At 45.4% G+C, this 14,196-nt stretch carries 12 protein-coding genes; 4 read left to right on the forward strand and 8 right to left on the reverse strand.

Going from position 1 to position 14,196, the window contains the following annotated elements; translation table 11 throughout:
* Window positions 1-124 precede the first annotated feature (124 nt).
* From CBP12_RS11735 to CBP12_RS11750, 4 genes are all read right to left on the reverse strand, one after another.
* Window positions 125-1,411, reverse strand: coding sequence for a TRAP transporter large permease (locus CBP12_RS11735; protein WP_086964626.1), 1,287 nt, complete (start codon window positions 1,409-1,411; stop codon window positions 125-127).
* Between the two features lie 49 nt (window positions 1,412-1,460).
* Window positions 1,461-2,054: a TRAP transporter small permease gene (locus CBP12_RS11740; RefSeq protein ID WP_086964628.1), complete on the reverse strand. Its 594-nt coding sequence runs from the start codon at window positions 2,052-2,054 to the stop codon at window positions 1,461-1,463.
* An 89-nt stretch (window positions 2,055-2,143) separates the two neighbouring features.
* Complete coding sequence (locus CBP12_RS11745; protein WP_086964630.1) at window positions 2,144-3,166, reverse strand: TRAP transporter substrate-binding protein; 1,023 nt, start codon at window positions 3,164-3,166, stop codon at window positions 2,144-2,146.
* A 397-nt stretch (window positions 3,167-3,563) separates the two neighbouring features.
* Entirely contained in the window at window positions 3,564-4,322 is a 759-nt protein-coding gene (locus CBP12_RS11750) for a MipA/OmpV family protein (protein ID WP_086964632.1), read from the reverse strand.
* A gap of 211 nt (window positions 4,323-4,533) precedes the next feature.
* Here CBP12_RS11750 and CBP12_RS11755 point away from each other — a divergent pair, with 211 nt between their 5' ends.
* Complete coding sequence (locus tag CBP12_RS11755; RefSeq protein WP_086964634.1) at window positions 4,534-4,890, forward strand: DUF488 domain-containing protein; 357 nt, start codon at window positions 4,534-4,536, stop codon at window positions 4,888-4,890.
* A gap of 84 nt (window positions 4,891-4,974) precedes the next feature.
* On the opposite strand, the gene CBP12_RS11760 is transcribed toward CBP12_RS11755, so the two are convergent.
* The 3 genes from CBP12_RS11760 to CBP12_RS11770 form a co-directional block, all read right to left on the reverse strand.
* A complete protein-coding gene (locus CBP12_RS11760) occupies window positions 4,975-7,206 on the reverse strand; it encodes an NADP-dependent isocitrate dehydrogenase (protein ID WP_086964636.1) in 2,232 nt (743 codons plus the stop codon).
* Window positions 7,207-7,429: 223 nt separating this feature from the next.
* The gene (locus tag CBP12_RS11765) at window positions 7,430-8,731 is read right to left on the reverse strand and encodes a dicarboxylate/amino acid:cation symporter (RefSeq protein WP_086964638.1); all 1,302 of its coding nucleotides are present in this window, start codon (window positions 8,729-8,731) and stop codon (window positions 7,430-7,432) included.
* A 161-nt stretch (window positions 8,732-8,892) separates the two neighbouring features.
* Window positions 8,893-10,341: a hypothetical protein gene (locus tag CBP12_RS11770; RefSeq protein ID WP_232455070.1), complete on the reverse strand. Its 1,449-nt coding sequence runs from the start codon at window positions 10,339-10,341 to the stop codon at window positions 8,893-8,895.
* Window positions 10,342-10,684: 343 nt separating this feature from the next.
* Between CBP12_RS11770 and CBP12_RS11775 the strand changes: the two genes are divergently transcribed.
* The 3 genes from CBP12_RS11775 to CBP12_RS11785 all read left to right on the forward strand — a co-directional run bounded on the left by CBP12_RS11775 (window position 10,685) and on the right by CBP12_RS11785 (window position 13,487).
* A complete protein-coding gene (locus CBP12_RS11775; RefSeq protein WP_086964641.1) occupies window positions 10,685-10,930 on the forward strand; it encodes a DUF2960 family protein in 246 nt (81 codons plus the stop codon).
* 85 nt (window positions 10,931-11,015) lie between these two features.
* On the forward strand, window positions 11,016-12,854 hold the full coding sequence (locus tag CBP12_RS11780; RefSeq protein WP_086964643.1) for a putative bifunctional diguanylate cyclase/phosphodiesterase: 1,839 nt from the start codon (window positions 11,016-11,018) through the stop codon (window positions 12,852-12,854).
* Window positions 12,855-13,010: 156 nt separating this feature from the next.
* The gene (locus tag CBP12_RS11785; protein ID WP_086964645.1) at window positions 13,011-13,487 is read left to right on the forward strand and encodes a copper chaperone PCu(A)C; all 477 of its coding nucleotides are present in this window, start codon (window positions 13,011-13,013) and stop codon (window positions 13,485-13,487) included.
* Between the two features lie 120 nt (window positions 13,488-13,607).
* On the opposite strand, the gene CBP12_RS11790 is transcribed toward CBP12_RS11785, so the two are convergent.
* Window positions 13,608-14,048 carry a CoA-binding protein gene (locus tag CBP12_RS11790; protein ID WP_086964647.1) on the reverse strand — a complete coding sequence of 147 codons (441 nt, stop codon included), beginning with the start codon at window positions 14,046-14,048 and terminating at the stop codon, window positions 13,608-13,610.
* Window positions 14,049-14,196: the final 148 nt, after the last annotated feature.

A 14,196-nucleotide genomic window follows, 5' to 3' on the forward strand; every position in this document is an offset into this window, starting at 1 on the left:
GTAGGTAAGGAGTGAGGCAGATATTGTAGCTGAGGCTGATTTTGCTCAGCTTATTACTCACTTCTCACTTCTCACTTCTCACTTCTTATTCTTCAAGTATTCCTTCCCTCTCACTGTTATCTCATCAATCCGCAAATGCCATGTCTCGTAAAAATAAGGCTATTTGCGGGAACGCAATAATTAGACCGGCGGCCACAATCAACATAAAAATAAAAGGCGGTGTGCCGCGTATAACATCCATGTAAGGCCGTTTAAAGATAGCGATAGCGGTGAAAATATCACAGCCAAAGGGTGGGGTAGCCGAGCCTATCGCCACTTGTAGCGTCACGAGTACCCCCACTAATACCGGATCTAAACCTGTGGCAGCAATGGCGGGGGCAAAAATAGGCGTGAGCACCAAGATCACGACGATGGGGTCGACAAACATACAAGCAATAAAAAAGGCGACACTAATCGCAATCATCACTCCAATAGGGCCCGCTTCGTTAACGCCGACAGCCTCTAAAATGGTTTGCGGCACTTGAGCAAAAGATAATACCCAAGAAAAGCCATTACCAACGGCGACTAGAATAAAAACCACGGCGGTAATTAGGCCAGTGGATTTTGCTATTTGATAAATTTGCGCCAATTTTAATGAGCGGAAAATAAAAAACTCTAATAAAAAGGCATACAGTACGCAGACCGCGGCGGCTTCGGTGGGGCTAAAAATACCACCATATATACCACCGACAATAATGACGGGGAAAAATAGCGGCCACAGCGCACGTCGGGTGGCCGTTACGCGCTCAGACCAGCTGGCTTTAGGCTCAGTAGGTACCTTATTGCGATGTGCGTAATAGAGGCAATACAGAGAAAACATTACCAAGATCAAAAGGCCTGGGCCAATGCCGGCAATAAACAACTCTGCAATAGAGGTTTTAGAAACCACGCCATAAATAATCATGCCAATACTGGGCGGAATTAAAAAAGCGATATCGCTAGCATTAATAATGAGCGCCAAGGTGAAGGAGTCAGAATAGCCGCTTTTAAGCATCTTGGGTCTAAGAGGCGATCCTACCGCGACCACAGTGGCTTGAGTGGAGCCAGATACGGCGCCAAACAAGGTACAAGAGGCGGCAGTACTAATAGCCAGCCCGCCTTTAACATGACCAATAAACGCCATCACCATATTAATTAAACGGTCTGCCGATTGCCCGCGGGTCATAATATCTGCGGCTAAAATAAACATCGGCACCGCAATTAATGAAGCAGGGCGGATGCCTGCCATCATTTGCTGAATAAAGGTGCTCATTTGATCAAAGCCATCAAAAATCATCACAAATCCCACTATTGAAGCGGTGATCAGTGGGATCATCATGGGAAAGCCGAGCAACAGCAAAATAATCATGATGGCCATTAAAATAGTTGCCATGGGGGTGCCTTTTATCGTTATTTACGCTAAATCACGTTTAGAAACTACATTATATTTTAGGCTCTGAGTCGCTATAGCCATCAATTAAGCCGGTGGAGATGTAGACTTCTTTACTGGTGATATTTTTAATAGCAGTTAAGAAATACTGAATTCCCGTGATCACAAAACCTATGGGTGCCCAAATATAAATCCACCAAATTTTTAAGCCTAGGGCGGGTAAAATTCGCCCACGACCATGCAGCGTGACAATGTATTCATAGGAGTGGTAGGCCAAGAAAAACATGATCAGAGCTGTAGAAAAAGCGATGCCGATCATTAATATTTTTCTTAACTTTGCGGGCAGCGCATCATAGAAGGCTGACATGCGAATATGGCGGCCATGGCGGGCTGCATAGCCAATTCCAGCAAAGGTAATAAAAATAATTAAGATACGGTTTATTTCTCCTGAGAAGAAAAAACCTTCACCAAATACAAATCGTGCGATGACGTTAACACAAGTATTAATCGCCATTAATAACACCCCGGCCGCCAACATGACGGCTTCTCCTTGTGCTATCCATTCATCAAGGGTGCCTAACACGCCGGGTAAGCCGGAGTGATAGCTGGGAATATCATCTTCTAATTCAGTGGCTGGCTCAGACATAGTGAATTTCAACCTAGTTACTGAGGAGCTAAATAGGGCTCAAATAAACATAAAACCCCACCGTTAAGGTGGGGCTGGGGAGGGCAAAGTTATAAGTCTTTTAAGTCTTGTTTAAATTGCTTGAGTAAAGCCTTACCGCTATCACCTGTCATATCGATAAATTTCTCTTCTACCTGAGGTGCGCGTTTTTTGAAGGTGACAATTTGTTCTTCATTTAAGCGAGTGACGGTTACTTTATCGCTGCTGCTGGTAATTTTTTCTAAAGAACGATCGGCAAGACCGTCAATATGCTTAAGGATCTCTTCAAAGGCAAAGTCGGCGGCATCGTTAACAAGCGCTTGGTCTTCATCCGATAAGTCATCATAAAAGTCTTTATTCGCCATCATAGCGGTGGTAAACCAACCGTGACCGGTAAAGATTAAATTCGGAGAAACTTCATATAACTTACCAGACTCAATCCAAAAGATAGGGTTTTCATGCCCTTGGATCATATTGGTCTGTAAAGCGCCATACACTTCTCCCCACGGTAAAGGAGTGGGTGTAGCACCGAAAGCGGTATAGGTTTCAGAGAGTAAAGGGTTAGTCATGACGCGGATTTTTTTGTTATGCAGCTCTTTAGGTGTGGTAGCGACCTCGTCTAGCGTCACTACCATTTCCCCTTCGGGATACATGGTTAACAGCTCTAAGCCCTTCTCTGCATAAAGCTTTGGAAAATCTTGGTTAATCGCCTTACTTTCGCGAAAGAATTTTACTACCGACTTCATGTCGGTGGGCATGAGGTAGGGAATAAAGAAAATTTGTGCTTCAGGAATGAGCGCACCCGTAAAGCCAGGAGATTGATTCACAAAATTTAAAATACCGGCTTGAGTTTGCTCCATAATATCGTCTGACTCGCCAAGCTCACCAAAGCGATAAACTTTTAACGTGTGATCCGAGTTATCTTCGATATATTCTTTGAATTTGTAAGCATATACATCTTGTACATCGCCCGCATACTCTTCATGAGCATAACGCCAATTGGCTGCCTGTACTGCACTACAGGTTAGTAATGCGAGGGCAGAAAAGCCCGCCAGTTTTTTAAATGCCCCTTTAAGGCGAAATTGTTTAGTCATGCTTAACTCTCCATTGTTTCGTATTCTAACGTCCTGATTGGCTAATAGACTGGCAAAAGTGTTTGTAAGAGGCAAGAAATCTTGTGGCTTTAACGCCATTTAATTGAGCTTGGTTGAAATTTTTTACAGTGGTAGGGAAAAACTTACTATTTTTTAAGCACTTTTTTCTAATAAGAAACACTCATGGCACAAAAAAGGGGGGTATTCGCAGATGGTTGAGCGGGAGCTATATCGTTCTTAATAATGGCTATAGTAATTACATTACTAACTACTCTGTGGCTGAGTGGTCAGTATCTAAGAGAATTACTTTTAGAGATGAATTAAATGTAGATGATTAAAGCAGCGCCAAACGCTGCTTTAATCAATAGAGCTAATAACACAGCGTTAGAAATAAGTATTAAAACTGGTAGCTAAGGACCAGGCCGGTGAGAGTTTGGGTCGCCTCGCCCACTTGACTTACGATAGGGCTGTCTTTGGCATCCCCCGTGAGTTGCACCACCCCCGCTATCCCAGTGAGTGCCCAAGCAGGAGCAAACTGATACGTAACACTGGCTGCCAGGCCTATGCGCCAAAAGCCAGACTCAACTTGGTATGGCTTAATACCACTGCGACTTGAGTCTAGTGCTGATACGTTAAATAAATCGCTGGTCCACGCCGAACTGTAATAGGCCAAGCTTGGGCTGAGGCCTACCGACCAATTATCAGCAATTTGCTCTCGCCAATCTGCGCGCAGTGTCACTTTATAACCGTCCACATCGCCGGTCATTGGCGTTTCTGCTTTTAGTGAATAGCCCCACCGTGCGGGGCGATACGCCAGTTTAATACCGGCTGTTAAACCATCCTCTACTTTTTCAAAGTGAGCTAAATCACCGGTGTTTTTACGTCCTAGGTGATAGCCAATAAAAGGCGACACCGTCCATGATGGCGTTTGCACTACATTAAACCCTAAGCCGTCGCGCCAATTTAAATAAGCAAGCTCGCCATATTTAAGATTGATATCTGGCGTGAGACGGCTTTTATAATCGTCACTGCCTAAATAATCGGGCGCTATGGTAGCGCCTAAGCCTAGGCTGCCATGCCACGGGGAGTCTGCCCACGCGGGGGTGACTAGCAATGGAGTCACAACAGTTAAACCAAGCAATAATGAGCGAGACATACCGGCACTTTCCTATTATTAAAAATTTATTATAAAAATCTGCAAGCCAGATGAGCTAAATCCACTGAGCTACAGTAAAGCAGCAGCGGTTGAATAAAGAATATTTTACCACGCTATGTGTTATCGATTAGCCATAAAGCCTGAGCAGACTGCCCATTTTGGGTGCCACTTAGGCTAGAGGTAGTAATGACTTCACTTATAAGGAGTATCAATGGCGATAGTGATTAAGCGCGCTTATGAGAGCGCCACTCATCAAGATGGATATCGAGTATTAGTGGATAAGTTATGGCCACGCGGGGTGACAAAAGCACAAGCAAAACTGGATGACTGGCTCAAAGACTTAGCGCCAAGTGAACATTTGCGCCAAGCATTTCATGAGGGTGAGCTGACTTGGGGAGAGTTTAGGCGCTGCTATTTAAGCGCGCTGACTGAGCATAAAGAGCGCTTACGCCCGCTCGCTAAACGTGCTCATCAGCAGCAAGTCACGCTGGTTTATAGCGCTAAAGATGAGCGCCATAATAATGCGGTGGTATTAAAGCAATATTTAGCAATGTTAAAAACCCAGTAATGGCAAAAGCCTCGTTACGCTCTTCACCCTAAGACAATAAAAAAACCCAGCCGAGGCTGGGTTTTATAAGAGGAGCAAAAAGCATTAGTTAGCGGCGTTAGCTAATGCTTGATTAAAGGTCTCACTTGGGCGCATCACCTTAGTTAAGGCCGCACCGTCCATGTGGTAGTAACCGCTTAAGTTAGCAGGGCTACCTTGAACCTGATTAAACTCAGCAACAATTTGTTGCTCTTGCTCGCTTAAGGCTTTTGCAAGCGGAGCAAAATGTGCGGCCAGCTCGCCATCTTCTGTTTGCTCAGCAAGTAGTTGTGCCCAGTACAGGCTTAAATAGAAATGGCTGCCTCGGTTGTCTAACTCACCGGCTTTGCGTGAAGGAGACTTGCCGTTATCCAACAGTAATTCAGTGGCTTTATCTAAGTATTTAGCGAGTATTTTGGCCTTAGGGTTATTTTCTTTAATGCCAAGCTCTTCTAAAGACACCGCTAGCGCTAAAAACTCACCTAATGAGTCCCAACGTAAGTGATTTTCTTCTAACAACTGTTGTACGTGCTTAGGCGCCGAGCCGCCAGCACCGGTTTCATACATGCCACCCCCGGCGAGCATGGGCACGATAGAGAGCATTTTGGCAGAGGTGCCTAGCTCTAAAATAGGGAACAAGTCAGTGAGATAATCCCGTAGTACGTTACCGGTAACGGAAATGGTGTCTAGGCCGCGAATAATACGCTCCATGGAGAAACGAATCGCTTCGTTATAAGACATGATCTGAATATCTAGGCCGTTTAAGTCATGCTCTTTTAAGTAAGTTTCTACCTTTTTTCGTAGTTCATTATCGTGCGCTCGCTCGGCATCTAACCAAAATACTGCGGGCGTACTTGATTGACGCGCTCGGGTGACGGCTAGTTTTACCCAGTCACGCACGGCGGCATCTTTAGTCTGGCAGGCACGCCAAATATCGCCTTTTTCTACGTCATGCTGCATTAATACTTGGCCCTGCTCATCAATAATGCGCATAGTGCCATCTTCCGTCATTTCAAAGGTTTTATCATGCGAGCCATATTCTTCGGCTTTCATGGCCATTAAACCCACGTTAGGGACAGTACCCATAGTCACGGGGTCAAAGGCGCCATTGGTTTTGCAAAAGTTAATGACTTCTTGATAAATGCGAGCATAGGTACTTTCTGGCATTACTGCTTTAGTATCTTTTAATTTGCCGTCGCGTGCCCACATCTTGCCAGAGCTGCGGATCATGGCTGGCATAGAAGCATCAACAATGACATCGCTTGGCACATGTAAGTTAGTGATGCCCTTAACGGAGTCGACCATAGCTAGCTTGGGTCTATGTTCATAGCAATCGTGAATAGCACGCTCAATCTCTTCTTGAGTGGATTGCGGCAGGCTTTTAATTTTTTCTAACACGCTGCTCATGCCGTTATTTGGATTAACGCCCAGCTCGTCAAACAAGTCGCCATATTTTTCAAATACTTCCCGATAAAACACTTTTACCGCATGACCAAAGACGATGGGGTGAGACACCTTCATCATGGTGGCTTTTACGTGTAGCGACCACATCACGCCCGTTTCTTTACAGTCTTGTAGGGTGTGTTCAAAAAACTCAGCTAGCGCTTTGGCGCTCATATACATGCCATCAAGTACTTCACCGGCTTGCATAGGTAAAGATTTTTTAAGGGTGACGTTACCGGCTTTATCTACAAACTCGATGCGTACGGTTTGCGCCGTATCGAGAGTGACGGACTGCTCGCTAGAAAAAAAATCTCCGCCTTGCATATAGTCTGCATGAGAGCGCGAGGCTTTGCTCCATTCACCCATAGAGTGAGGATACTTGCGCACGAAGGCTTTAACGGCGCTAGGCGCACGTCGGTCTGAGTTTCCTTGACGCAATACTGGGTTTACGGCGCTGCCAATAATACGAGAGTAGCGCTCATGAATGGACTTTTCTTCGTCGGTGGTGGGCTCTTCAGGGAGATCCGGAATATTAAAACCTTGGCTTTGTAATTCGCTAATACAAGCGCGTAATTGCGGCACCGAGGCACTGATATTAGGTAATTTAATGATATTAGCGTGCGGGTCTTGGGTGAGATCACCTAAGGCGCTTAAACCATCGGTGACTTGTTGTTCTTTCGTTAAACATTCGGGGAAGGCGGCTAAGATGCGCCCTGCTAAGGAAATATCGCTTAACGTCACTTCAATACCCGCACTGCTAGCAAAGGTGCGCACTATGGGTAGTAAAGAGTAAGTGGCTAGCGCGGGGGCTTCATCAGTCAAGGTGTAGACTATGGTTGATTTATTAGTGGTCATTATTTCGCTCTTTCCCTGCTTAGACATGGAGAAGGCAGCACTTGCGGCCACGCTTAAATTGCGGCGGGGCAAAATGGACAGTGCTGCAGTGATACACTCAGCTATTGTATGCCAGATAGCGGTCAAGACTTAAGGGGCTTAGCTAAATTCTGTGCTTTAGCCCCTTTTATGGTCAATTTCAGACATTTACTGTCTAGATTGCGCTAAAGAAATAGTTGAGCGATTAGTGATTTTTAAAATGCAGCTCTTCTTCTTTTTTTCCCGCTTGTGGATCATTAAAGCGGGCGATATCCAGCGCTCCCTCGCTCTTAGCCACAATACAGGTAACCACTGAGTCACCGGTAATATTCACTGCGGTCCGTATCATATCGAGCAAGCGGTCTACGCCGATAATTAGCGCTATACCCTCTACCGGCAATCCCACCTGATTAAGTACCATAGCCAGCATAATGATGCCTACCCCTGGCACTCCCGCCGTGCCTATCGAGGCGAGGGTGGCGGTTAAAATCACCATTAAGTAATCGCTAAAACTTAAGTCGATATTAAATGCTTGGGCAATAAAAGCGGTCGCCACCCCTTGCATAATGGCCGTACCATCCATGTTAATCGTGGCACCGAGCGGCACAGTAAAGGCGGCTATCTTGTTATCTACGCCCATGCGCCGAGTGGTGGTTTCCATAGTGACAGGAATAGTGGCATTAGAAGAAGCGGTGGAGAAAGCGAACATAATCGCATCCTCCATTTTCTTTAAAAAAATGAGCGGGTTAAGACCGGTAAACACACGAAACATAATCGAGTAAGTGATAAAGCCATGTAGGAGTAGGGTGGCTGATAACACTAAAAAGTATTCTAATAAGTTGACGATGGCCTCTAAGCCAAGCTCGCTAAACAGCTTAGCCATTAAACAAAACACCCCATAAGGCGCTATGTTCATTAGCAAGGAGACCAGCTTCATGATCACCTCATTAAAGTCAGCAAACAAAGCGGCGACGCGCTCACCGGCTTTGCCTGCCAAACTGATGGCAATACCAAATAGCACCGCAAACACAATAATTTGTAAGGTGTTGCCCTCGGCCATGGCGTTGATGGGGTTAGTGGGAAACATATCGACAATGACTTGGCCAAGATGAGGGGCTTCTTCAGCATTAAAGGTGGCAGCACTGGTTAAGTCCACGCCGGCGCCGGGTTTAAAAACAGTGCCCATTACCAAAGCGAGCGTAATGGCGATAGCGGTGGTAACTAAGTAAAAGCCTAAGGTTTTGCCGCCCATACGCCCTAAGGTAGATAAGTCTTTTAAAGAGCTAGTACCACACACTAATGACACAAAAATCAGTGGCACTACTAACATCTTTAAACTGGCGATAAAAATATCACCGCCTACCACCAGCGCCCCTTGTACTAGGTATTCTTGAACAAAGCTTACGTCACTGAGTAGAGTGCGAAAGAGAAAACCCACCACCACACCCAAGCCCATCCCCAGTAGGACTTTCGCTGTTAAAGACAGTTTTTTACGAGAAGAGTCCATACAAGCTGCGCCTCCATCACTTTAAAGAAAAGCCAAATACTTATGACTATGCCCAAGCACTACAGAGTGCCAGCTATGGAATTAGGTTTAAGTAACAATAAGTAAAAATCTGATCTGCCTCGCAGCTTTGCTCCAAGTGACGGCTTTTATGAGCCCCTTGCTTACGCTTTATGCTGTTGCTCACTGGTTGGTACATTAGGTGTGGAGGACTTTGCTGTAGCAGGTGCCTCTGGCGCGGGAGCGGTGGCTTTTGCTGTTTCAATCGCTGGAATAATCTCTTCAATCTCGACAATTTTAGAGCGGCTCATTACTAGCTTCCAGCGTTGGATCACCGGCGGCTTTTGCCCTTGGATCTCGCGAGTGACTAAGTTGATTAAATAACGTTTTTCTACGGCGTGGCGCGCCACTTGGCCTTCTTTTAATTGATAAACGTGATGAGAGCCTTTTTCCATCAATTTAGATAGTAAGGCTAAATCTAGATGTAGAGTTTCTCGAGTTTGTTCATAGCCACTTAAAAAACGGATCGGTAACATGCGCGAGTGACTGCCATAATGCATCACAATTTCTTCTTTTTGGCTAATATTAGCGCGGCGCGCCGCTAAAATATCTTCGCTTAAGCGACTTGGCTTACGATAGTCAAACCATTCGAGTTGGCGGCCCACCACTTGGTCGCTGTGTACATCAAAGTATTGGCGGCGCCATTTAGGCCGACCTTTACGCAGCCAGCGCCACAAGGTATTGCGCAAGTCATCTTTAAATACCTCACGCAGTGCATATAAGAGCGCCAAACTTAAAATAACCAATAGCGAAATACTGCCCAGTGTTTCACGCACCTCAAACACCGCCAGCGACATGGCCGTCATCACCACGGCCGTTACGCCGGCTTTCAGTGCTTTTTCTTCACCGCCACCTAGCTCGCGAGTTTTCTCTTTTAAAGTAACGGGATATTCAATTAAGCGGCGTAATAAGCGCATTTTATTAGAAATACGAGATAACGCTTCGGTGGTGTAATTGGAGTTATATTTTTGCTGCACCCTATGCTCGTGCTCTAAATCACACACTTCTAATAACAGTGCCTTTGCCGTTTTATAATCGCCACTGCGGGGCAGGTGCGCGACTAATGACAATAATCGTTGCTCGGTAAACCAAGATAAATAGTTATCAATATTGACGTAGTATTTTCTGAGGGTGGGATCTTTGGGCTTATTACGACGCAAGCGCCGTAATATGTCTTGGGTAAGCGCAATGAGTTCTTCAATATCGGCTTGGCTGGCGCCCTCGGGCTCATTACGCAATTCATGGCAAGATTGCTCAAGACCAATGGCGTATTGATAGGCGTATAAGCTCAAACTTAAGCGATATTGCTCTGAAGAGAGCTCGGTGCGCCTAGCTAATCGACTGTGGATCAGCGGCAAATAGGGGCGATCACTATAGTAAGTTCGCTGCACATGAATGGCGTTGTGGTAGAAGTCTTCTTCTGGCACTACTTTAGTGTTAAGCCCAAGCTCGCCTGGGACAAAAAAATAAATATCAAATTTGTGCTCTGTTGCTTCGCGCAAAATACGCGAAATTTTAAGAGAGAAACCATCTTTACGCTCGATGCTGATCACAAATGGGTCTACTCCACAAAAATGAATGAGGACAATAGGTTAACGTATTTTAGTATGCCATATTGTGCTGATTAATAGATCCTTTTACAGGCTGTGAGTTAGCTCAAGCTATGAAGGGCTCAACCGGTAAGCACATTATTATGTCGGCTGTGTCGCTGACGATGATAGCGCTAGGTCTTAAACCTTGAGTTATATCTTGCCCACTATTACTAACCAAGAGGCAAGTATAGGGAAAGGTGCGCTGTATCTATATTATCGGAAGTTTATCTTAGGCTAGAGATAAGCATTGCTTGAGTCAGGTGTCGGATGGGGTAACAATGAGCCTTTATTTAAGGAGTGGGCCATGGCTTATCGAATCAACTATCTTTATCAAAACCAACCTAAGACCATTGGCTTTGCCAACGATAAGCATCACAGTGTGTATGACGCCATTGCTCTTGCAGAAGGGCTCGACTTGAGTGACTTTCATCGTATGGAAAATCAGTTGGCTAATGTCAGTCGAAATGATCGAAAAATACTGAAAGATTTTCGTGAAGAGTACTTCGCTAAGTTAGGGTTTAGCCAAATTGATATTGCTCGCGAAGAGTAAGCTCAAATTACGACAAACTTAAGTCAGCGCTTAGCTTTGGAGCTTTGCCCTATAGACTTGGTCACCCTCAGTTAATGGATTACCTGTGGAACACGTTAAAAAATTCTTTAGCTATCATAAGTCCTTGTTGCAGCTGGTGCATAGCGAGCACTTTAGCCGTCTTGAGCAACCACAAAAATTAGCCGCTTTGTTAGAGCTATGTGGGGACTTATTAAAAACGAATAGGGTATCAACTTGGGCCTTCAGTGACAGCGGCGCTTGTTTAAGTCGTGAGCTTTATTATCAACCACACCTAGGACTTAGCCCTCAGCCTACAACCTTATGGCGCCGTGATCATGAGCTTTACTTTAACGCGCTAGAAGAGGCAGAAATTCTCTTTACGCACCATGCACTTCACGATGTCCGTACTCAATCCTTACGAGAAAGTTACCTTGGTGCCAGCTCTTCTATGGCCGCGACCCTAGATGCGCCCATTTATGATGGCCCTCGATTATATGGCGTGTTATGCATTGAAAGTGATGAGCATCGACGATGGCATCTAGCTGATATTGCTTGTGTGACGGCATTTGCCGATACCATCAGCCTTATTAACTCCCACCATGCTTGGTTAAATAGCCGCAAACAGTTGGACTATGTTACCTACCACGATGATTTTACGGGTTTGCAAAATCAGCGTGCACTAGAGCATCGCATGCAACGGTTATTAGCCAGCGCTCCTGAACAAGAATTTGCTATTTTATGGTTTGATATTGATAGGCTTAATACCATTAATAATGGCTTAGGCGCGGCCACGGGCGATATAGTGATTAATGAAATTGCCAGTCGCTTAAGGGATATGCCGCTTCCAGGTAAAGATATGGTGGCGCGAGTGGTAGGGGATGAGTTTGCGATGTTGTGTTGCTGGCCTGAGCATCTCTCACCCGAGGTGGCAGTAGCGACCATTATGGCTAAGCTCAATGTGCCGATTAAAGTGGGAGAGCAGCAACTCGCGGTGACAACCAGTGCAGGCGTAGCACTTTACCCTAATGATGGTCTTGAAATTAGTACGCTATTACGAGCAAGCGAGTCGGCTATGCACTATGCCAAAACCTGTGGTCGCGCTCAAGCACAGTTTTATAATCAAGAAATTTCTCGTTCTGCTAAAGCACGAGTGGTACTAGAGCAGCAATTGCTGAACGCCTTGGAGAATCATGGCTTAAGTGTTTTTTATCAGCCTATTTTAAGCGTCCCCCATCAAACTATAGCCAGTTGTGAAGCGCTAGTACGCTGGTATCACCCCACCTTAGGGTTTCTGACACCGGGGGATTTTCTACCTCTCGCTTATGAAGTGGGTTTAATTGCCCAGCTCGACCTGTGGGTGTTAGAGCGCGTCTGCCAAGATATTCAAGCGGCGCGAGCTAACAAGTTATCGATGCCACCGGTGGCGGTTAATTTGGCGGCCGATACCATAATGGACGCTTTATTGATTGATAAAGTACAACATTTATTAACCCGCTATAGCATTAAGGGCCATGAATTAGAATTTGAGATGATAGAAGATGTGATTAAAGGCGACTCCTTAGCGCTGCGTCACACTCTTGAGCAGTTAGTCAGCATGGGTATTAACTTATCGATTGATGATTTTGGTACTGGCTACTCCTCACTATTGCGCCTAAAGAGTCTGCCCTTTACTAAATTAAAAATTGATCGCTCTTTTATCCAGTCACTACCAGATAATCAAGACGATTGTGCTATTACTTTATCAGTATTGGGCTTGGCGAAAGGCTTAGGGCTAGCTGTGGTTGCAGAAGGAGTAGAAAATAGTCAGCAACAAGACTGGTTGCACCAGCATGATTGTCATTATGTACAAGGCTATAAATATCACCGTCCGCTCGCGCCGTATGATTTCTTTATGCTGCTCAGCGCACCTGCAGCAAAGAGTTAGCTTGTTATAACAGCAGTTAAAAAGACGCTAAAATTTAGAGTGTTATCTTACATTAAGTTATGAATAACTTATTTTTGATCAACCTAGCGCGCGATTGAGTTTAGTATCTTAATTTCTGCGCCACGATTTACTTTCAATTATTAAAAGGAATAGCACATGACACCTTGGAAAGTACTGTTAGCTTCCGCCTTATTGCTTAGCTCAGGCGCCACCTTCGCGCACAATTATCAGGTGGGTGAGTTGGAGATCTCTCATCCTTGGGCGCGGCCCCTACCACCGGTTGCCACTGTGGGAGTGGCGTATTTTACCGTTAGCAATACTGGTGAAGCAGATGATGTGTTATTGAGTGCCCAAAGCCCGATTGCAGAAAAAGTAGAGATCCATACGCACGTTAAAGAAGGCGAGTTGATGAAGATGCGAAAGCTCGATGACTTAACCATAGCGGCTAAAGAGCAACAACAGCTGGCCCCGGGCGGCTTGCATCTGATGCTTATGGGATTAAAAGAAGTACCAGAGCTGGGCAGTCGTTTTCCAGTGACGTTAAATTTTAAAAACGCGGGTAAGGTCGAGATTGAAGTCGCGGTGGACGAAGCAACAGCAGAGCACGCTGAGCATGAGCATGCCCATCATTAATCTAATCACCAATCACCAATCACCAATCACCAATCACCAATCACTAGTCACTTGTTACTAGTCACTATCGCTTAGAGAATTGAGGAGCACTTTGCTCCTCAATTATGTTCGTGGAGCGGATTAGTTAAGGGCGGCCTTAAGTTGCTGGTGCGCTTTTTTAATACAAAGATCTTCTACATAATCCAGCTCTGCTTCGTGAGCGATATCGGCGGCGGCTTGGCACACCACTCCCTCTTGTAACCATAAACACTGAGTATCAAGCTCCAAGGCTTGCTCAGCAAGCTGCGCGGCAAATTCCCCACGGCGAAAGACATTCACCAAATCAATATCTTGCTCGAGCTCGTCTAATTCAGCAACACAGGTTTGGCCTAAGATGATTGCGCCTGCTAACTGAGGGTTAACCGGGTGCACCACAAAGCCGTGTTGTAATAAATACTCCATCACCTGATAGCTTGCTCGCTCTGGGCGGTTAGAGGCACCTACCAGCGCTATGGTGCGCGTTTTGGCTAAAATACCTGCTAAGCGCGCTTGTTCAACTTGATCCGTTATATATTCCACCATTATAAACCTTTATTTTCCATGTGATTAAACTTAGCAATTCACGCATTAGCTGAATGCCTATTATCGTTCACGCACCAAAAAGTGCGGCTAGCGCTTATTTGTAAATTTGTTATTTGAGCTCGCGCTTATATAAGCGCAGACTTTGGCC

It is taken from the genome of Oceanisphaera avium (assembly GCF_002157875.1).
GTDB lineage: Bacteria > Pseudomonadota > Gammaproteobacteria > Enterobacterales > Aeromonadaceae > Oceanimonas > Oceanimonas avium.

Excerpts from the sequence above, each read along its gene's own strand:
- CBP12_RS11735 (WP_086964626.1), bottom strand. The coding sequence starts at position 1,411 with ATGGCAACTATTTTAATGGCCATCATGATTATTTTGCTGTTGCTCGGC.
- CBP12_RS11740 (WP_086964628.1), bottom strand. The coding sequence starts at position 2,054 with ATGTCTGAGCCAGCCACTGAATTAGAAGATGATATTCCCAGCTATCAC.
- CBP12_RS11745 (WP_086964630.1), bottom strand. The coding sequence starts at position 3,166 with ATGACTAAACAATTTCGCCTTAAAGGGGCATTTAAAAAACTGGCGGGC.
- CBP12_RS11750 (WP_086964632.1), bottom strand. The coding sequence starts at position 4,322 with ATGTCTCGCTCATTATTGCTTGGTTTAACTGTTGTGACTCCATTGCTA.
- CBP12_RS11755 (WP_086964634.1), top strand. The coding sequence starts at position 4,534 with ATGGCGATAGTGATTAAGCGCGCTTATGAGAGCGCCACTCATCAAGAT.
- CBP12_RS11760 (WP_086964636.1), bottom strand. The coding sequence starts at position 7,206 with ATGACCACTAATAAATCAACCATAGTCTACACCTTGACTGATGAAGCC.
- CBP12_RS11765 (WP_086964638.1), bottom strand. The coding sequence starts at position 8,731 with ATGGACTCTTCTCGTAAAAAACTGTCTTTAACAGCGAAAGTCCTACTG.
- CBP12_RS11775 (WP_086964641.1), top strand. The coding sequence starts at position 10,685 with ATGGCTTATCGAATCAACTATCTTTATCAAAACCAACCTAAGACCATT.
- CBP12_RS11785 (WP_086964645.1), top strand. The coding sequence starts at position 13,011 with ATGACACCTTGGAAAGTACTGTTAGCTTCCGCCTTATTGCTTAGCTCA.
- CBP12_RS11790 (WP_086964647.1), bottom strand. The coding sequence starts at position 14,048 with ATGGTGGAATATATAACGGATCAAGTTGAACAAGCGCGCTTAGCAGGT.